This is a genomic window from Enterococcus gallinarum NBRC 100675 (assembly GCF_001544275.1).
In the GTDB taxonomy this organism is placed as follows: Bacteria; Bacillota; Bacilli; order Lactobacillales; family Enterococcaceae; genus Enterococcus_D; species Enterococcus_D gallinarum.
Genome location: NZ_BCQE01000007.1, coordinates 139,222 through 158,557, shown reverse-complemented (window position 1 = coordinate 158,557; position 19,336 = coordinate 139,222). Strand labels below are relative to the sequence as shown.

Below are 19,336 nucleotides of genomic sequence, written 5' to 3'. Positions count from 1 at the left end.
ATCAAAAATTTACATAATTAGCGAATCGTTCGCCAGTTTCTTCAATTTTTTCTGGTGTGACATGGGCGTAAATATTCATTGTTGTTTTAACGTCCTTATGCCCTAATCGTTCTTGTACTTCTTTAATACTTGCACCAGATTCAAAAAGAAGGCTTGCATGAGTATGGCGAAATCCATGTAAAGTAATTTTAGGTAAATCGTATTTTTCGAGAATATGATATAGCCAGTCATTAGGGGCTTGCGGATAATATAATTCATTGAATTTGTTGGTAAAGAGAAATTGATTAGGACTTGAAGTGTTATATCCAAAGTTTAAGTACCATTTTTTTTGATTGATACGCCATTCTTTTAGAATTTTTAAAGTTATTTTGTCTAAAGTAATGATGCGTTGTGAATTTTTTGTTTTAGGTTCTTGAATAATAATGGTTTTGTTTTCATCAAGTGCTAATGTTTTTCCGATAGTTACTCTTTTTTTTATGAAATCAATATCTTTCCATTGTAGAGACAGTGCTTCAGATTTCCTCATACCTGTAAATGCTAAAAGTCTAAAAAAAGTAAGTAGTTTTGTGCTAGTGCGTCCAGAAGCTTCTATATGCTCATTTAAGCAAGCAAAGAAACTTTCTAATTGTTGTTTAGTATAAAAGTTAGGAAAGGTTTCTACTTCTTTCCTACGAGGTAATAGAGTCTTTCGCATAGGATTTGATTCTATTAATTCCATCTGAATACCGAATTGTAAAACTTGACCGACTACTTTTCTGAAATAGTGATATTGCTTATATTCAGAATGCCATTTATTTACAATTTTTTGGCAATAAGGAACTGAGATCTTACGAACTTGTAGATTTCCGAAATATTGCAAGCAATAATCCTCGATAAATCGTCTTGCTGTAGCTACTGTAGAAGGTTTTACTTTCAGTCTGTATTGTTCTAGCCATAGATCATATAATTGTTTAAAAGTGATTGATTGAGTATTTAATTGATTATTTTGATTATTGAAGTCAACTTGTAATCTTGATAGTGCAAGTTGGGCTTCTTTTTTTGTCTTAAAGTTTCTTCTAGTCGTTTTTATTGGTTTTCCAGTAATAGGATCAGAGCCTAGATAAGCTTGAAATTGCCATGCTTTACTACCATTTTTCTTTTCATATTGTTTAAATGTTGCCATTATTATCTCCTATCCAGCGTGGGACACAAGAAAGAAGAGGTTAAATTTTATCTTTATTATCTAAAATAAAACGCAAGTTTTCTGCTGTTTGATTTATTAAATCAATAGGTACCGTTTCTAGCAAAGGATTTTTACGTACGAAAGAACCATCTTTGTTAACTAAAGGCTTATTATGGTTGTCGTATATAATTGTACCCTGCATTTCTTCATGGATAAAAGAAATATTATCAGCAGTTTCTTTTATTAAATCAATAGGCACAGTATCTAGTAAAGGTTTTTCACGTACAAAAGAACCGTCGTCATTAATTAAAGGTTTATTATAATCATCATATATAATTTGACCGCGCATAGTTTCATCAATGAAATCAAGATTATTTGCTAGTTCTTGTATTGGTTCATAGTTTTCATCTAGTATTTTTTCTGCTTTGAATACTGTTCGTAGAATTTCATCTGACTCATCTATTTTTTCTAAAATTGTCGGCACATCAGAAGTCATGATTTCTTTTTCCGTTCCAAATAATTCAATCGGTGAAGCATCAAAGAAAGAAGCAATCTTTTCTAAATTGTTGAAAGTGGGGTAACTTTTACCTTTTTCAATATTAGAAATGCTTTGTACATTAATATTCAATGTATTAGCTAACTCTTTCTGTGTAATACCTCTTTTTTTTCGTAATCTAGCAAGATTATGTCCAAAATTTTCTATCAAGAGATCCACATCCTTTATTATTTTTTATAATTATATAATTTATTGCGATTTTTTACAAATTGTAGTTGATAGTAAGTTTAAAACGATATATAATGATTTTAAATGATATTAATATTATTTAAAATAGATTAGATGTGAGGAGGTGATTAGAAATGATAACTATAGAAAAGACTTTACTAGATTGGCAAAAGCAAAATTTTGACTCGGCTTATCAAGTAATGAAGCAAGCGTTGGAGGAAGCTCGACAAGAGCGAGATGTAGTGAAACAAAAGTATTGTGCTGAATACTTCGATGTGAGCGTGAATACTTTGAAGTTATGGGTTCAGCAAGGTTGTCCTGAAATTCGTTTAGATTCAGGCATGGTTTTATACAGCAAGAAAGCTGTACACGAGTGGCTGTTACAGTATCAACAATAAATGCAAGAAGCGTGGGGCACAAGATACTGTACGGCGTTTTGAGGTGCGGGAGGACGTGAACACGTCCTAGCAGTGCGCCTAGCACCTCAAAAAAGCTGTTTAAGTTGTTTGGGTTGGCTCGATTCGGTAGCGGTCATGTCGTTAAGAGCGGAAACGGCGCGAAGGCGTCGTAGCGTTAGCGAAAGCTCTTATAAGACATGCTAGCGACCGCAAGAAGCGGAGAGCTAAAACAACTTAAATAGATAATATAATAACAAAAAAAGTAGAATCCCCGCTACTAATAGGGGATTCACCCCTACATTGAACCCTTTGTGAGCCTTACAGCATCTAAGGCTTTCGTAGGTTCTACCCAGTAGATTGGTATCTAGGCTTACTGCCGCAATGTATTAACCGCTTTCACATGTATGTGTACAAAAGATGTGTTTGGAATTAAATAACAATAAATAGAAGGAGTTAGACTTATGATGAAGACAGATATTTTTGAAAGTGATGATGTGAAGCTAAAGGATTTACGTTTTGATAGTAGCCAGTTTATTATCCCTAGTGATGTATATGCTGTTCAAGCTCGAAAGAAATATGAGTATCGAAAAATAAATAGTGAAAATGTGAAGACAGATATTTTGCTGGGCTATAATGTTGTGGTTTATGATTCTGATCTTGTTAGAGTTGCTATTGAAAAGGGAAAGACATTAAGTGGTTTAAAACCTATAACTATATTTGTTCATAAGTTAGAAGGAGATATTTCAGATATTGATAATTTGATAGAGCATGGTGTACCGCTCTTTTTTAAAGTTAAAAATCTTATAAGTTTTCCAAAATGGAAAGTAACAGGAAAAGATGACAAGGGATATAGTAAAGGTCATTATGAAGGGATTCGTTTTGAAGCTGATGTTTTTCAAGCGATGAAGGAATGATAAAAAGTGAGGAACGTGGTTTCTATTGACTGGGTTTCTTGTACTGTAAAAAAAATATCGCCACAGGAAGTAATAGAAAATATTTTGTTAATGAGTGTTGATGATTTTTCTATAGAGGACTGGGGAATTAACAGATATAATATGCATTATTCTTGTGGCGATATTAAAGTATTTTTTAAGATAAAACAAGGGCAACCTGATTTAATAAATATGGGGGTGTTTGTTTTATTATCAGGACAGGGAGCACAGCAATATTCAGAGTTTTTTGATAGTAATAAAAATAATTGGTGTGAATTATTTAAGCGTTTTATGAATTGTGATGCAAATGTTACTCGTGTTGATATAGCACATGATATTTTTAATGGATTGTTATGTGTGAGAGTTTTACAAGATTATATAAAAAAAGGCTTATGTATTTCTCAGGCAAAGACTTCAAGATATTATGAAGATAATATCTTAGAAACAGGTGAAGTCATTGGTGAGACTGTAGAAATTGGCAAAAAAGGAAATAATAATATTCAACTTTGTGTGTATAATAAATTGATGGAACAATATTCTATAGGGAATATAAAAAAAATCGAAGGAATAGATAATTGGGTTAGGTCTGAAATGAGATATTTTGGACAGAGGGCTAATAAAGTTGCTTTGAGAATAGCTGAACATGAACCTTTAAAGAAGATATTTTTTTCTACTATTGCAGGATTTGTTAGGTTTATTGCTCCAGAGAATAAACATAAAAAAGATTCAAATCGTTGGAGAAGACCTTTAGTAGATTGGTGGAAAGAATATTTAGAAAATGAAGATGCTACAAAATTAGAGATTGTAAGAAAAAAGCCTACACTTCAAAGAACTGAGCGTTGGATTGAGACGGCTGTTAATCGCTCCTTAGCAAAGTTGATGTTGGCTTGGACAGAAGCATATGGAGCGAAAACAGCGTGGAATATGTTACAGAAACATTTAGAATCTGGTGAAGAAAAATTAACAGATAAAGATAAAGCCGAAGTTGAACAATATGTTAGAGAGCAACAAAATAAAGTTTTATGGGGACAAGAGGTAATAGATTAGTTTTTTGCAAAATTAGATTAGTTTATGCTATACTATACATGAAGCCAGAGCCGTTAAAAAGACGGTGACTGCGATATAAATAGTATTTTAACCATCTACAACCGGTCAAAGTGTTAGATGGTTATTTTTTTTGGTCTTTATGATCTGTAATCAGCAACACCAATGTCGCAAAAGCAATCATCAGTGTTAATGCTTCAAATACAGACATGCTTACTCCCTTCTAGGGATAAAGCTATGAACCATAGGCATCACCCCTTTATTAAGAGATTAGCCACCATCTATTTACTTCTCTGGCTCGTAATCAGTATACATTTTTTTCTGCTAAATGTATACCTGATAAAAATAATGACTGCGCTTTCAAAAAAATAGAGATTGATGTATAATATAGTCGAGAAAATTGTTATTTCAGTTTTTTTGCTGTAACTATTTATTTTTTTGAAGATGGTTTTGGCTGAAAAAGGAGGATAGAAAAATGCAATTTTTAATAGGCTTAGCTGTTCTTGGTTGTTTTTGTTGGAGTTGGTCGAAGATGCCTAAAATTTTAGAAGAATGGAAGGAGCAAAAAAAGAAATGAAAAAAGTGTTATCTATTTTTGTTGTTTTGTTAGGTTGTTTATTCTTCTTTAAGGGAAATGATGTATATGCAGACAGTCAGGAAATTTCTGGTCAGCCAGTTGAGTTTAATGATGTTAGTTCTATTGATGAAGTAGTGACAATTATTGATAATTATTATAGTCCTGTAGTCCAAACAAGAGCTGCTGCAGGAACAAAATGGAAAGAAGGAACAGTTAAGTATATTGGGCAAGGTTCTCATTTGGTAACTAATTATTTTTGGGTTAAAGGGAGTTCTATGTCTAATTTAAATGTAGTGGGGAAAGCGCAAAGAAAAGCTGTTATAGCCAAATACGGTAAAGTTAATAATAATACTTCGTATAAAATGAAAACAGAACAAAAGATTAATATGAGTCCACAAACACAAGGATATGTGACGGTTTCTGCGCAGGCATGGTGTTATGCAAAAGACTGAATGAAGTAATGTTTAGCAAAACGCAGTGGTTTCTTGACAATAGGCATGTTGTGGTATGCTATCGATAGCTCAGCTATGAAAATTTGGGATTATGTTTGTCATGCTGAGCGCTCCCAAAATAAACCACAACAATGGGTGCCTGTTGTCAAGAATTGCGAATCAAGTGTCCCATGCTTAACTTTTTTTGAATGCCAAATTGAATGCCATTCTGTTGATTTTGAATGCTATTTACTTATGTTTAATGCTTTTTTAACTCTCTAGAAAGCTTGATTTGATAGCTTTTTTCATTATATGCAATCTTTGTAATCGAATGGAAGGGTCTGTGGGGTAATTGAATTGATTAAGCTAGAAATGCCTATTTGAAGGTGTTTCTGGCTTTTTTTGTGGCTCTAAGTCAAATCGTGTTGTTTTCATTAAATCACTTAAAGGAAATGCTTCGGCGTTTCCTTTTTGCTTTTTTTTGAGGATGTTGCAGAAATTTTGTTGTAGTAATGCACTTTCTGATATCGATTACGAGAGAAACGTGAAGAACACCGTTGCTTTTATTAAACAGTCGTTAAAAAAGTTCTCGCTCTTCTTTAAAAAGCACAAAAAAGAGTGGGGATCCGGAGAGGGATCTTCGATAGTAGAGGCAATCCCTCCTATCTCAGAAAATTTTTTTGTTTTTTCTTGCAGTGGGTTATCTGGTTAAAAAAAGGCTATTTCTTTTTATGATAAAAACTTATTGTAATAAACAATAACTTTAAAAGAGTTGGTGTTTATTTATAAATTAAAAGGAGATGATTATTTTGAAACTAAGTAAATATGTTTTAGCGGGATTATGTGGATTGTCAATTGCAACAGTAGGAATTCAAAGCAAAGTAGCGCATGCAGATGCTGTAGGAGCTCAAAGTACAGAAACAGTAAGTACCCCTCCTGTATGCCAACCTATTACAGGTAGTAAGTTAGTAAAAGAGGTAACTTATGAAGACAGAGCGGATCACTTCAAATTTGTCGAAGATCAAAGAGGAGAAGGAACAAAATACAGTGGTTACAAGTTAGAATTAAATCGTGACTTTAAGTCAAATCGGTTATATGTAAAACTGATTACTGACCCAGGTTCTTCTCTAGGAACAATCGAAAACAGTATCGAGGAGTATTCAAGAAAAAATGTTGGTGGTGGAAAAGTAGAATATAAATTCTATTTCACGCTATTTAATTACAAACCAACACGTACGATTCACATCAACGTTTCACCAATTAACGAATAATCACGTAGTTTAGCACATAGATGAACCCCTTACTTTGAACCTATGAGCAACTATCAACAACCTGAAAAAGCGGCAGAAATGACGAAACTCGTTCATTTCTGCCATTTTTTGGATAAAAAAAGCATAAATGATATCTGTGCCTCAATTTTTACTTCTGAGGAACTAAGAAAATGTATACAAATAGGGAAGAATCAACTCATTCTAGAACTAGCTACATTATTTTTCCGAGATGAAGGGAGAAGGTTTGGGAATAAGCGTCACTAGTGTTCCGTATCTTTAAATTTTTGATGAGGAAGGAATGCTTAAAACTAGGTGTTTCGAGTTGTTCATTTCGAGATAGAAAAAGGAACAGCAAAGAACAGATTGAGCTCAATTATTTAAGACTTCCTAGTAATTGAGACTTTCTTCTGATAAGAAAGATGATTTTTAAAGTCTATTAATTGAAAAATGATAAAGAAAAGCCAATATCTTTACATCTCTTTTAAATAACATTGATAATTCTAAAATATACTTCCAAACAGCGTAAAGCTAGAAAGAAAATAAAATTTTTTCAAATAATTTTTTTTAATGTAAAATTAATAAATTTCCTTTTCGGATGACTGCAGGGAAGAACGATAGTTTATCGACAAATGTCTATTTCAATCATTAAAAAAGATTATTTTAAAACGCTCTTCATACAAGTGGTTTCACAGTGTTTTAAGATCGATTAAACCCAATATAAAAACAGCTTTGTTTTACACAAAATCTACTGAATTCTTGATTTTATTCGTATAACGCACTTATACTTCTCTAATCGTATTAAAAAATCATGAGGTGAAAAGGCAAAATAAAAATTGACAAGAAAAAACGAATTTGTTAGTGTGTACCTGAAAATAAAATATGATTTGTTAGGTGAGGCTCCTATGCAAACATAGGCTACTGCCCAAAAATGTCGAGAGACGCCAATGGGTAGAACAGGAACTGTCGAATACAAGGCTTTTCTTAAGGTAGCTAAGATGTTTGTCTTTACGTTGTATAGTGCCAAAACTCAACGATTAGATCAATGTCTTTTTTGTCTTGTTTTTTGACGAATTTAGAGCGACTTTTCGCGGAGTTTTTGCGGAAAAGTCGCTTTTTTTTGTGCCTAATGATTCGCTTTTATTTTTAAAACGAGGAAAGGAGCAGGCGTATGTATTTTTGGGAATGATGGGTCTGAGTGTGCTGGCGGGAGGCCTTATTGGTGTTGAAAGACAGTGGAGAAAAAAGCTAGCAGGTGTACGGACGATGGTTCTAGTCTCGCTGGGAGCAACGATTTTTGTTTCTTTGTCCTCGATGGTTGCGTCTGACACGAGTCCTACCCGAATTGCTGCACAAGTAGTGAGCGGTATTGGCTTTTTAGCTGGCGGGATTATTTTGCGGGATGGTTTTAGTGTAAAAGGATTAAATACTGCAGCGACGTTATGGTGTACAGCAGCTGTTGGCACAGTGATTGGCGCTGGTTATATCCAAGAAGGATTTTTTGCAGCGTTAATGATCATGCTGGTGAATAGTGTGATTCGTTTTTTTTCTCAAAGATTTGATCAATTTGCGGAAGGGTATCGAACAGAATCTCTGGAGAAGAACACAAATTCATTTTTGATCATTACCGGAAAAAGGTCTTCCGAGGTGGCTTTGCGGACAGAGGTCATCAATCAATTGGATCGGTATGTTCTTTCATTTTGCCATTTTGTTTGCCAAGACCTGGCAGAGAATCGGATTCAGCTGCAAGTAGAGATCGAGCCTGCTGCAAATGCTGATTTAGCAGTGAAAGAAATCGTTACTCACTTGTCGAAAAATAATCATGTACTAGAAGTTTTTCATTTGGCAGAGGAGGGAGAAACATGGTAAAACAGTGCTTACGTTAATCAGATGGGATAGGTGTGACTATAAAGAAACATTAGTTTTGCGAAACCAAGTCTTAAAGGTTAGCGCGGGACAACCGTTATTAAGAGAGTCTCCAGCAGAGGAGAAACAAGCTATTCATTTGGTGGCAAGGCAAAATAAGCGGATTGTCGGCACCCTTCTTTTGCATCCTTGTTCGTCCAAGTGTATGCAAATAAAACAAGTGGCCATTCACCCAGACTATCAAGGGCAAGGGTTAGGGAAGAAATTACTAGTGTATGCGGAGCAAATTGCCAGAAATTTAAATTACTCGACCTTATTTTTAACAGGAAGAAAGCAAGCTTGGGGCTTTTATCGGAGATTAGGCTATAGCGAAACAGAAGCCTATCAAGCAGATGCTTTGATCTTGAAGGTTTTCAAAAAAGACTTGTCAGTTGACCGATACTTTTTCAACCGGAAGGAGATGAAAACAAATGGACGATAGTCATTCGATACCAAAGGGTTTGGCAGAAGAGGAACAAAGAGATAGTCAGATACTATTGTCTATTTGTTTTTAGCGCCTTCTTCTTCAAACCCTAGCTAAAAAATAACAATGCTAGGAAACAATTTTCTTGATCATTCGAAGAGAGTTGTGGCGAATTATTTGGAGAGAAGGTAGAAAAAGTGGAAACAAAAAAACGACCTATTCAAAGCATTAATTATGGATTGATGGCAAAAAAAACGATCGAAACGATCTACGAAACCTTTCAGACTTCTAAAAGAGGATTGACTGAAGGACAAGCAATTGTTGCCAGAAACAAGTATGGATCAAATCAAATTTCCTATGGAAAGAAGACCCCATTCATTATGGAAGTCTTAAAAGCGTATATCACTCCCTTTACATTAGTGCTGATTGGGTTAGGGATTACTTCTTTTATCACTGAAGTCGTCATTGCGGCACCAGAGGAACGGGATTATTTTGGCAGTGGGATAATCTTTGTCATGATTTTGATTAGCGGCACCATGACGTTGATTCAATCTGTGCAATCAAATAAGGCTGCCGAAAAACTGAAGTCATTGGTTAAGGTTACTGCGACAGTGAAGCGCAAAAGCGTCTACGCAGAAGTACCGATGGAAGAAATCGTCTGTGGAGATATTGTGAAATTGTCTGCGGGAGACATGATTCCAGCGGATATCCGCTTGACTGCAACGAAAGACTTGTTTATTTCTCAATCCGCTTTAACGGGAGAAAGTTATCCGGTTGAAAAAAATGCCGAAGCAGTTGTTACAAGCCGTGATTCTGAAACAAGCTATGAAAATTTAGCCTTTATGGGAAGCAATGTCATCAGCGGTACTGCGGAAGGGGTTGTGATCGCTACTGGCAACCATACTCTTTTCGGTGATGTAGCAAAGTCATTGTCCACTAAGCCTATTCGAACCAGCTTTGAGTTAGGGATTCGTAAAACCTCGTTCTTATTCATCAAATTCATGGCATTAATGGCACCGACGGTCATTGTCATTAATGGTTTCACGAAAGGCGATTGGATGGAAGCATTCTTGTTTGGCTTGTCAGTAGCTGTTGGGTTGACGCCAGAAATGTTGCCGATGATCGTAACCACGAATTTGGTCAAAGGCGCAACTGGAATGGCGAAAAAAGGCACTGTGATCAAGAACTTAAATGCGATCCAAAACTTTGGTGCGATCGATATCCTCTGTACGGATAAAACTGGCACGCTAACCCAAGACAAGATTATTTTAGAGTACCATTTGGATTTGACTGGAGAAGAAGATGAGCGAGTATTGCGGCATGCCTATCTTAACAGCTATTACCAAACCGGATTGAAGAACTTATTAGATGTAGCGATTATTGATGCGGCTAAAAAAGAATTAGGAATCCCAGCTATTCCTTATAAAAAGATTGATGAGATTCCCTTTGATTTTGAACGGAGACGAATGAGTGTGGTCGTAGAAGATCCGACTGGAAAAACACAAATGATCACCAAAGGCGCAATCGAGGAAATGCTCAGCATCTCAAGTTATGTAGATTTCAAAGGAAAGGTGACTGCATTAACTGAGGAGATAAAACAAGAAGTTCTAAAAAAAGTCAATGAACTAAATGAAGATGGGCTACGTGTGATCGGGGTAGCTCAAAAAACGAATCCCAGCGTGGTAGGTGAATTTTCTGTAGCAGATGAATCTGAGATGGTTCTCATTGGGTATCTGGCGTTTTTGGATCCGCCAAAAGAAACCACGAAACAAGCACTGGAAACGTTAAAGAAACACGGAGTTGGCGTGAAAGTGTTAACTGGCGACAATGCGTTAGTAACGCAGTCTGTATGTAAGCAAGTTGGATTAGGGGCAGAAAAGCTGATCAGTGGAGAAGACATCCAAAGTGTATCGGATAAAAAACTTAGTCAGCTTGTTGAAAAATACAATATTTTCGTCAAATTGAACCCGCAGCAAAAGCAGCGAATTACGGGTATTTTGAGAGAAAATGGGCACACCGTAGGATTTTTAGGAGATGGGATCAATGATGCGCCAGCAATGAAGGCAGCAGATGTCGGAATCTCAGTAGATACGGCAGTAGATATTGCCAAAGAATCGGCCGATGTTATTTTGTTAGAAAAAGATTTAATGATTTTAGAACGTGGGATCATTTCAGGGCGAGAAACCTTTGGGAATATCATGAAATATATCAAGGCGACCGCAAGTTCCAATTTTGGCAATATGTTTTCGGTTCTCGTTGCTAGCACCTTTCTGCCATTTTTGCCAATGTTGCCATTACAAATTCTTTTCCTCAACCTTATTTACGATATTTCCTGTGTATCAATTCCTTGGGACCACATGGATAAAGAATACTTGGATAAACCAAAGCGCTGGGATGCATCGAGTATCGGTAAATTTATGATTTGGTTAGGTCCAACAAGTTCAGTGTTTGATATTACTACCTATTTATTGATGTACTTCATTATTTGTCCAGCGGTAGTTGGTGGCGATTTCCATACTTTGTCGCCAGAACAACAAGTCGCTTTTATCGCTGTCTTTCATGCTGGCTGGTTTGTAGAATCATTATGGTCGCAAACACTCGTGCTCCACGCCTTGCGGACACCAAAGATTCCATTTATCCAAAGCCGTGGCTCATTCATTATGACAGCAATCACTTCATTAGGAATTGCAGTAGGTACATTCCTACCGTTTACGAACTTTGGTCAAAGTTTAGGCATGGCAGTTCTTCCATCAGCGTACTGGCTATGGCTGATCGCAACCATTATTGCTTACTTAGCCTTAGTAACCATTGTCAAACTGTTCTACATTCATCGTTATCAAGAATTGCTCTGACAAAAAAGCAAAAGTTACACGAAATAGGCAAATAATTAAGTAGCAACTGAAAAAATTTACCTTTAATAATCAGATAGGTTTTAAAGCAGTCCAGTAGATATGACCGAAGGATGTAGTCTTTTAGAAGAATTGTCATAGTAATGATTTAGCGTTTTTGATGGCAAAACAGGTTTCCTTGAGCGAAGCAGAGACGATTCAACTAGTAACTATGAAAAGACTGAGCGATTGGAATGATTCAAGGATCAGGTGATAGCCTATTTTACCGGTGATCTGAAAAATATGCTTGCTTCTTTAGATCAAGCAACTCTTTGATATAGTCAATGAAGAAAATAATCTTAGTTGGATTTCTGAATAGAGAGAATGTTGAATGCTCCACATTCTCTCTATTTGTTTTACCTTTTAATAATGAAGCGTATTTCTCTTTTTTCTATGTTTTAGCAGAAGCGCCAAAGCGAACATCCATCTATGACAGGAGCTTTTTCGTTTCCAAATATCGCCTGTTAAATTTTTGTATTTTGAAAATAAATTTATATTGTAATTGTTATAAATAAATATTATCATTATATTTGTAATATTCGGAATATTATAGCATTAAGAAGGAGGTAGTCCATATGAGGACAATGACTGAGACAGAAACTCGTTCTGTTAAAGGTGGATTTCATTGGCATTGTTGGGTATGTGGTGCTGGTGGCGGTACAAAAGCTGGTTACTTGCGTCATGTTCAAACAAATTCATTCCATATTTTCATTTCGTATTGGTCGTAAACCCGACTATCATTAGCATGCTATAATAATCAATTGATGGAAGAATGCTATAATTATTTGATTATAGTATTCTTTTTTAGGAGATGGATGCACGGATGCGCATAATAGATAAATGTATACTTTTAGGAATAACATTGGTATCTTTGGCAGCTTGTACAAATCCTGAGAGTTTAATCGAAAAAGATAGAAAATCAGAGGAAGAAAAAATCCTTGAGACCTTTTCTGATAAAGAAATCATCAAGCTAGCAGACTTGGATATCCAATTGAAAGAGGTAGAACAATTTAATGAGGGAGATCGGTCGGTGATCTCACTGACATTAGTGGTCATCAGTGACTCTTTACCGGAAAAAACCGAAATCGATAATCATATTTTCTCAGTAACTGCAGAACAGAATCAAGAACCCCTGACATCCATTGATGCGATTGATTCTTTTGTTTTAGACAACAAAAAAGAGCTAACCTATCGCTTTATCCTACATTCGAATACAGACGTGGTTCTTTTCACTTTTGACTACACGAATAACTCGCAACAAATGACCAAACACTACGATGTATATCTAGAGTAGGGGGAAATGTGATGATTCAGTTTAGAGATGTAACCATCCATTCATTAGCCAAAAAAGAAGTACTCACCAAGGTCACCCAACTATTTCCAGATGATAAACCTAGTTACATTATTGGTAAAAGTGGTGCAGGAAAGTCGACGCTACTCAAAGCGATTTTTGGCGAAGTTCCTGTAGCTTCTGGAGAAATCATCTTAAATGATGAAGAACTGAACTATGATACACTGCCCGACACTCTCTCCAATCGACGGAAAATTGGCTTTATTTTTCAGGATTTTCGATTGATTGAATCTTTTACAGTATTTGAGAATATTGCCTATGTCCTTCATATCAAAAATGAACCTGTAGAAAAAATTCGTTATGAAGTTGAACAACTAGCTTTTGAGCTAGGCATAGAAGAGAAGTTAGCTGACTATTGCCATCAGCTTTCTGGCGGAGAACAACAACGAGTGGCGATTGCTCGTGCATTAATCAAGCAGCCACAGGTTATTCTTGCAGATGAGCCAACAGGGAATTTGGACCCACTCCGTGGGAAAGAGATTATTCAGCTTATCAATAGTCTTTCGTTACAAAAGAAAATCACTACACTGATCGTTACGCATGACTATACGCTTATTCCAGAAAATAGTAACGTCTATCAATTAGAGAACCAGCAAGTGCTAAAACTAGGTGAACAGTAGTAAATCGTTTACCGGAAGGGAGCAATAGGTGCTGTCGGATGAATCAGATAAAGAATTCAATCAGGATTATCAAAAAGAAAATAAGCAGAAACAAGTTGGTACTATCACGATTCTTCACACCTACGTTTTTTTCAGTCGTCTTAGTTGAAGGAATGTTACGATTGTATCTTTTCTTTTATGTATTCAGATCATTTCAAGAGCAAGAAAACAAACGTATTCCATTATTGGCAAAACTGTTAAATCCAAACACTGGTGATGAACTAGCCTTGTTTCTTTCAATATTAGAAATCAGCAGTTTGATTATGATGGTTGCCGGTGCAGCCTATTTGTTCTTTTTTTCTGTTCTTTCACTTAAAAGAGAACGAATTTTAGAAGAAACAGAATTAAGAGTGAAAGCAAGTTTAGGGGTTTCGCCCAAAATCTTAACTTTTGAGTTTATAGGCGAATCGATGGTGACAATGATTGTGGCATCCGTAATGAGTATAAGCTTGGTGAACTTGTTGTATACGAGCATCTACATATTGTTTCAATCAAGTTGGGTAGCAGACTATTTGATTGCTCCGCTTACTCTTTTTGTTCACTACGATTTAGTCAGTAGTGGCTTATTGCTGCTTTTTCTGACTGTATTGACTGGTCATACCTATTTTAGAATCAAAAACCAATATTATAACTATCGGTGGAAAAGGAGCTGAATTTCCATGTTGAAGAGGGTGAGACAAAATGAACAAAAAGATTGTGGGGCGGCTGCCTTTGCGACATTGGCTAATTTATGCGGAAGAAAGATGTCCTTGGCTGAGGCAAGGGATTTAACCAGAAGTAACAGCACAGGAGCAACTTTACAGGGACTGATTGAAGCAGGAAGTAAAATTGGCTTAACAGCCGAAGGATTAGAAGGATCGATTGGAGAACTAAGGGACGGTATCAGAAGCAAAGAGATTAACCTGCCTTTCATTGCTTTAGTCGTATTGGAAACAGGACTTTCTCATTTTTTGGTAGTAGAGGAATGGTCTGACACTAAGATAAAAGTATTCGATCCTGCACAAGGAGTAAAAAAGATTTCTGTAGGATATTTTGAAAAAATCTGGGGAGGATATATCGTTATCTTCCGTAAGACAGAGTTGTTTTCCCCAGGACAGACAACTTCTATTTCATATTATGGGACGCTTTTTTTTAAAGAGAAGTCACGTCTGTTGCTGGTTCTGCTTTTTTCTGTGGTTATCGCCCTTTTTTCTTTTCTGGGAAGTTTTTCCTATCAACGCATTATAGACTCGTTTATTTTGAACAGCGAATCCGCCATTCATGAGGAACATGCGCATACTTCAATTTTTGAAGAAGCATTCCACGAGATCTTGTATAATTTTCAATATTTGATTTTAGCTGTAGTTATATTGTATCTTTTTCAAGCAATCCTAAGTATTGTTCGCGCTTTCTTTATTGCAAATGTCTCTAAAAGAATGAATGACGATCTCTTTGAAGCTTTTTTTAAGAAAATTCTTTTTATGAAAGCGACTAATTTAAGAGCGAGAGATTCAGGCGAATTGATCACGCGTTATAATATCACAACGCAAGTACAACAAGTATTGACAAGACTTGTGCTCTCTATTTTTTTAGAAATATTTGTGGCTATTACTGGTGGAGCGATTTTATATATTATAAACAAGCAATTATTTCTTGTTACTACAGGGATTCTTTTAGGGTATACCGCTGTAAGTATAATTTTTATTAAGCCATTAAACAAAATCAACAATGAATTGATCGAGAAAAATGCGCGAACATTAAATGTGTTGAATGAGACATTTACTGGATTTGAAACGATCAAACTTTTTCAAAGGGAGTCGTTTTTTTTAGGAAAATTTCTGAAGCAGGCTAAATCGTTTACTCATACTGGGAAATATAGTGTGATCTTACAAAATAGCCAAGCTAGCTTCATTCTTTTGCTAGAGTCATTGGGAACAATTCTTGTGTTGTGGCAAGGAAGTACGCTGGTTGTTGCTGATAAATTGAGTTTAGGCGCTCTGATTGCATTTATCTCACTGATTACTTTTTATACTTCACCGGTTCGAAATATTATCGAGTATCAAAGAGAAATTCAAAATGTCCTTGTAATGGTGAGAAAGCTCAGTGATGTGATGGATGATGTAAGTGAGGAAAATGAAGGAGAAAACGAAGTATTGAACGATACTCTGAAGAAAGAGTGGCGATCAATAGAGTTTAAGAACATTTACTTCTCCTATGCCGCAGACAACTATATCATTAATAATCTATCTGTTAGATTCAAAGCTGGGATGTCCTATGCTTTGGTGGGCAAAAGTGGGAGTGGGAAAACAACATTTATGCATCTTCTTTCTTCCTTATATAGCCCGGATAAAGGAACGATTTTGCTGAATGATGAAGAAATACATGAGAATAAGAAAAACTACAGAAAACAGATTGCTTATGCATCAAATGATCCATTCTTAATGTTCGGAACAATTAGAGAAAATCTGACATTAGGAATGGAGGTCAATGATGAAGGTTATCTTACTGAAGTATTAGAGGCAGTAGGTGTCACTGAAATGACGAACAGCTTTGCAAATGGGTTAGATACTGTTGTGCTGGAGAATGGGGAAAATTTATCGAGTGGTCAAAAACAGAGAATCGCAATTGCTCGTGCTCTGTTAAAAAAACCGAAAATTCTATTATTGGATGAAGCATTCAGCAATTTAGACACCAATAGTAAACTGGGAATCCTCAAATTTATCGAAGATAAATTAAAATCCTGTATACGCATATATGTTTCTCACGATGACTTAGTTTCTTCAAAAGTGGATGAAATCATTCGATTTGGCTCGTAACTAATGAATTTGGAAGACTATACAAAACAGAAGCAACAAAATAAACGGTTGCTCCTGTTTTGTAAACGGAAAGCTTAAGCCATAGACGGGGAATTTTTTTACTAGTACTGGTGATTGTCACTATGGCAAAGATTGGTAATATCTTCCAAACACCTAAGTCAACTGATGCTGATACCATTTCTTTCCTCGAAAACGCAGCAAGAAGATCAAACCTCGAACACCCCATTCCAAAGTCATCACAAAATAGATCCCCGTTAAACCGTAACCCCAAACGATGCCGACTAGATAGCCCATACCGATTCTGAAGATCCACATCGATAGTAACGAAGTCAAGGTAGTGAAATTGGCATCGCCAGCTGCCCGAAGAGCTGATGGAAGAATAAAGCCAATGCTCCATGTCAAAAAATGCATCGCAATGGCAATCAGATACAAGCGATAAATTTCCGGTAAAATGGCAGCGGGTGGGTTGAACAGCTTCATACCTAGCGGAAAGAAGGGCAATAAACTTAAGTCAACTAGGAGAAAGGCAATCATTCCAGTAATAACAAAGGTTTTGGTCAGCTTTCTTGCATCAACAATGTTACCTCGACCAATGCATTGTCCGACGATCGGGACGAGTGACGTAGCTAGTGCACTCGGAACGATTTCAGAAATTTGGATCCAAGAAGAAGCAATCGCATTCGTAGCAATTACGTTCGTTCCAAAGCTGACGATCATTGTTTGTATAATGATTTTCCCACCATTAAAGAAAATAGATTCCGCTGCAAAGGGAATGCTGACTTTCAACACTCGAGCGATCAATGGAATCTGAATGCGGAGAAAATCGTCCTTCTTTAACAAAAAAAGGGAGCGGTTTGCTCGCAAGGTATAAAAGGCAAAGAGCATACCAAGAAATCGCGAGATCAGCAATGAAGTAATTAACCCAATCATCCCCATTTCAAAAATGCTGATGAATACAACATTCCCAACAATATAAACGAAATTCATGAGTAATGAGAGCTTTAAAGACGCTTTGGTACGGCCAATTCCCCGCAGACTCCCATTGGTTCCTTCAATGACCGCTTGCATGGGGTAAGAAGCCAATAAGCCCAGTAAGTAAAGCTGTGCGTTAGCTAGCACAAGCGGTTCTGCATGTCCGAACAAAAGATGCAAGATTCCTTGATGGAAAGAGGCGATGAGAAGACTGATCATCAAAGCCATCAACACTGCACCATAAACAGTCCCACTGCAAACTTTACTTAGTTGGTTCATCTCTTTTTTGCCAAAATATTGTGCCATCAGCACGGTTCCACCTAATCCTACAGCAGTGAAGGCATTAACGAGGAAAAAGTGCAGACTGCCAACCATGCTGACCGCGCTGACCGCAGTGGTTCCAGCCGAACTAATCATAGCGGTATTGATAAAATTAAAACTGACCAAAAAAAATTGATCGAGGACAACTGGAAAAACAAGCGACAAAATAAAACGATGCGACACATCTTGACCAGAATAAAAATGTTTGATCCGACCGACGATACTACTGACTGTTGAATGGACAGTTTTCAAGGAGACACATCCTTAATTTTATTGAAATGCACACGTGTTCATTTTAATGCTATCCTTTCTAGCTGCTTCTGTCAATGAGGAAAAAAAGTTACAGCACAAATTTGTGGTTGTACAAAAAGACGTCCGAAATTCCTATAATTTCGGACGTCTTTTATTTTTATGGACATTGAGCGCAGGCGTTCGTCAGGCTTTATTTTTTATTAACCAAGGTTAAAAGACAAATTTACGTCGGTCAAAGATCAGCAAAATCCCAATTGCTTTGAAAGCTAGATAGATAAAATGACCATAGTTATGACCAATCTCAGTTAAGACGGATGAATTGGCATTTCGATTTGACCAATAAGTAAAGCCTAAAATAATCGTTAGTATCAGAAGTCCTTTACTAATTGTGAGAACAATCGTTTTGATTGAAATAGGCTTTTTTTTGAGAATAAAAAAAGCAATCAAAAGGATTATATCTGCTAAAAGTAGAAAGTGGCTGATGCTCGTCCAAAGAGAAAGAGTACCAGTTGGTGTCAAGAAATCCACAAAAACACAAAGGATCACAACAATTAAATTTAATAGATAAGGAATCCGATAAAAAATTGTTTGGTTTGTTTCTTGTAAGGGATCACTGTCTACTTCGCTATTTGGCATTTCCTGGTCTGTGATTAACAAGGAATCTAAGTTTATTTGATACAACTCACTTATTTTTACTAATGTATCAATATCCGGCGTACTCCGATTGTTTTCCCAATTTGAGATGGTCTGTCTAGTCACGAATAGTTTTTCGGAAACTTCTTGTTGTGTGAAGCCCATTTTTAAGCGGCTTTCCTTCATTTTTTCTGCTAAGCTCATTTTTCTGCTCCTTTAGATTTATCCTATCATAGGTTGAAAAAAACTAGCAACTTTTAAGCTGCGATACTTGAAGACTTCACAAAATACGATCGCACACTGATTAAATTAAAAAAAAATGATAGTTCTATTATTTATTTTATTGGAAAGAGAGATGCTCGTTTTTTTCATTTCATGAATGAGTGCGTTTAGGACAAGTTTTATTTTGATGATCTGCAGCTTTTTTTTATGGAATAAGGCAAAATTTGCTATCTGTTAAGTTAGAAAAGTTTACTTAAGAAAAAAGACATACAATGAATCCTGATTTTATAAAATGTTGATATACCAATGATGCAAAGAATCTTTGCGCTGATTTGACATGCTGTTTGCTTGATAAAAGAAGTTCATTAGACATAAACT

18 protein-coding genes and 1 riboswitch are annotated in these 19,336 nt (G+C 36.1%); of the genes, 13 read left to right on the top strand and 5 right to left on the bottom strand.

Annotated elements, in window-relative coordinates:
* Position 1: 1 nt before the first annotated feature.
* Both EG2_RS05655 and EG2_RS18315 read right to left on the bottom strand, forming a co-directional pair.
* The gene (locus EG2_RS05655) at positions 2 to 1,162 is read right to left on the bottom strand and encodes a site-specific integrase (RefSeq protein WP_060813886.1); all 1,161 of its coding nucleotides are present in this window, start codon (positions 1,160 to 1,162) and stop codon (positions 2 to 4) included.
* A gap of 40 nt (positions 1,163 to 1,202) precedes the next feature.
* Positions 1,203 to 1,868, bottom strand: a complete 666-nt coding sequence (locus EG2_RS18315) for a helix-turn-helix domain-containing protein (protein ID WP_071870176.1) — start codon at positions 1,866 to 1,868, stop codon at positions 1,203 to 1,205.
* A 152-nt stretch (positions 1,869 to 2,020) separates the two neighbouring features.
* Between EG2_RS18315 and EG2_RS05645 the strand changes: the two genes are divergently transcribed.
* The 3 genes from EG2_RS05645 to EG2_RS05635 all read left to right on the top strand — a co-directional run bounded on the left by EG2_RS05645 (position 2,021) and on the right by EG2_RS05635 (position 4,263).
* The gene (locus tag EG2_RS05645) at positions 2,021 to 2,284 is read left to right on the top strand and encodes a hypothetical protein (protein WP_060813885.1); all 264 of its coding nucleotides are present in this window, start codon (positions 2,021 to 2,023) and stop codon (positions 2,282 to 2,284) included.
* Positions 2,285 to 2,745: 461 nt separating this feature from the next.
* Positions 2,746 to 3,198 (top strand): hypothetical protein, encoded by a 453-nt coding sequence (locus EG2_RS05640; RefSeq protein ID WP_060813884.1) that lies wholly within the window; start codon positions 2,746 to 2,748, stop codon positions 3,196 to 3,198.
* Positions 3,199 to 3,204: 6 nt separating this feature from the next.
* A complete protein-coding gene (locus EG2_RS05635) occupies positions 3,205 to 4,263 on the top strand; it encodes a replication initiation factor domain-containing protein (protein ID WP_060813883.1) in 1,059 nt (352 codons plus the stop codon).
* Positions 4,264 to 4,384: 121 nt separating this feature from the next.
* On the opposite strand, the gene EG2_RS19500 is transcribed toward EG2_RS05635, so the two are convergent.
* Entirely contained in the window at positions 4,385 to 4,471 is an 87-nt protein-coding gene (locus EG2_RS19500; RefSeq protein WP_220271488.1) for a putative holin-like toxin, read from the bottom strand.
* A 362-nt stretch (positions 4,472 to 4,833) separates the two neighbouring features.
* Between EG2_RS19500 and EG2_RS05630 the strand changes: the two genes are divergently transcribed.
* The 10 genes from EG2_RS05630 (at position 4,834) to EG2_RS05590 (ending at position 16,558) form a co-directional block, all read left to right on the top strand.
* The gene (locus EG2_RS05630; protein WP_060813882.1) at positions 4,834 to 5,289 is read left to right on the top strand and encodes a hypothetical protein; all 456 of its coding nucleotides are present in this window, start codon (positions 4,834 to 4,836) and stop codon (positions 5,287 to 5,289) included.
* Positions 5,290 to 6,077: 788 nt separating this feature from the next.
* On the top strand, positions 6,078 to 6,539 hold the full coding sequence (locus EG2_RS05625) for a hypothetical protein (RefSeq protein WP_060813881.1): 462 nt from the start codon (positions 6,078 to 6,080) through the stop codon (positions 6,537 to 6,539).
* 876 nt (positions 6,540 to 7,415) lie between these two features.
* Positions 7,416 to 7,585: riboswitch (M-box (ykoK) riboswitch) on the top strand.
* 136 nt (positions 7,586 to 7,721) lie between these two features.
* Positions 7,722 to 8,405, top strand: a complete 684-nt coding sequence (locus tag EG2_RS05620; protein ID WP_249024308.1) for an MgtC/SapB family protein — start codon at positions 7,722 to 7,724, stop codon at positions 8,403 to 8,405.
* Between the two features lie 4 nt (positions 8,406 to 8,409).
* Positions 8,410 to 8,883, top strand: coding sequence for a GNAT family N-acetyltransferase (locus tag EG2_RS05615; RefSeq protein ID WP_060813879.1), 474 nt, complete (start codon positions 8,410 to 8,412; stop codon positions 8,881 to 8,883).
* 224 nt (positions 8,884 to 9,107) lie between these two features.
* Positions 9,108 to 11,717: a magnesium-translocating P-type ATPase gene (mgtA, locus tag EG2_RS05610; protein WP_060813903.1), complete on the top strand. Its 2,610-nt coding sequence runs from the start codon at positions 9,108 to 9,110 to the stop codon at positions 11,715 to 11,717.
* A gap of 611 nt (positions 11,718 to 12,328) precedes the next feature.
* On the top strand, positions 12,329 to 12,481 hold the full coding sequence (locus EG2_RS19110) for a hypothetical protein (protein WP_167757166.1): 153 nt from the start codon (positions 12,329 to 12,331) through the stop codon (positions 12,479 to 12,481).
* Between the two features lie 95 nt (positions 12,482 to 12,576).
* The gene (locus EG2_RS05605; RefSeq protein WP_139243342.1) at positions 12,577 to 13,047 is read left to right on the top strand and encodes a hypothetical protein; all 471 of its coding nucleotides are present in this window, start codon (positions 12,577 to 12,579) and stop codon (positions 13,045 to 13,047) included.
* Between the two features lie 11 nt (positions 13,048 to 13,058).
* Positions 13,059 to 13,724, top strand: a complete 666-nt coding sequence (locus EG2_RS05600) for a cell division ATP-binding protein FtsE (protein ID WP_060813877.1) — start codon at positions 13,059 to 13,061, stop codon at positions 13,722 to 13,724.
* 95 nt (positions 13,725 to 13,819) lie between these two features.
* On the top strand, positions 13,820 to 14,416 hold the full coding sequence (locus EG2_RS05595) for a hypothetical protein (protein WP_147283412.1): 597 nt from the start codon (positions 13,820 to 13,822) through the stop codon (positions 14,414 to 14,416).
* 6 nt (positions 14,417 to 14,422) lie between these two features.
* On the top strand, positions 14,423 to 16,558 hold the full coding sequence (locus tag EG2_RS05590; RefSeq protein WP_071870178.1) for a peptidase domain-containing ABC transporter: 2,136 nt from the start codon (positions 14,423 to 14,425) through the stop codon (positions 16,556 to 16,558).
* A 153-nt stretch (positions 16,559 to 16,711) separates the two neighbouring features.
* Here EG2_RS05590 and EG2_RS05585 read toward each other — a convergent pair whose 3' ends face one another.
* Positions 16,712 to 18,103 carry an MATE family efflux transporter gene (locus EG2_RS05585; RefSeq protein WP_060813875.1) on the bottom strand — a complete coding sequence of 464 codons (1,392 nt, stop codon included), beginning with the start codon at positions 18,101 to 18,103 and terminating at the stop codon, positions 16,712 to 16,714.
* A 210-nt stretch (positions 18,104 to 18,313) separates the two neighbouring features.
* Positions 18,314 to 18,940 (bottom strand): helix-turn-helix domain-containing protein, encoded by a 627-nt coding sequence (locus EG2_RS05575; protein ID WP_060813873.1) that lies wholly within the window; start codon positions 18,938 to 18,940, stop codon positions 18,314 to 18,316.
* Positions 18,941 to 19,336: the final 396 nt, after the last annotated feature.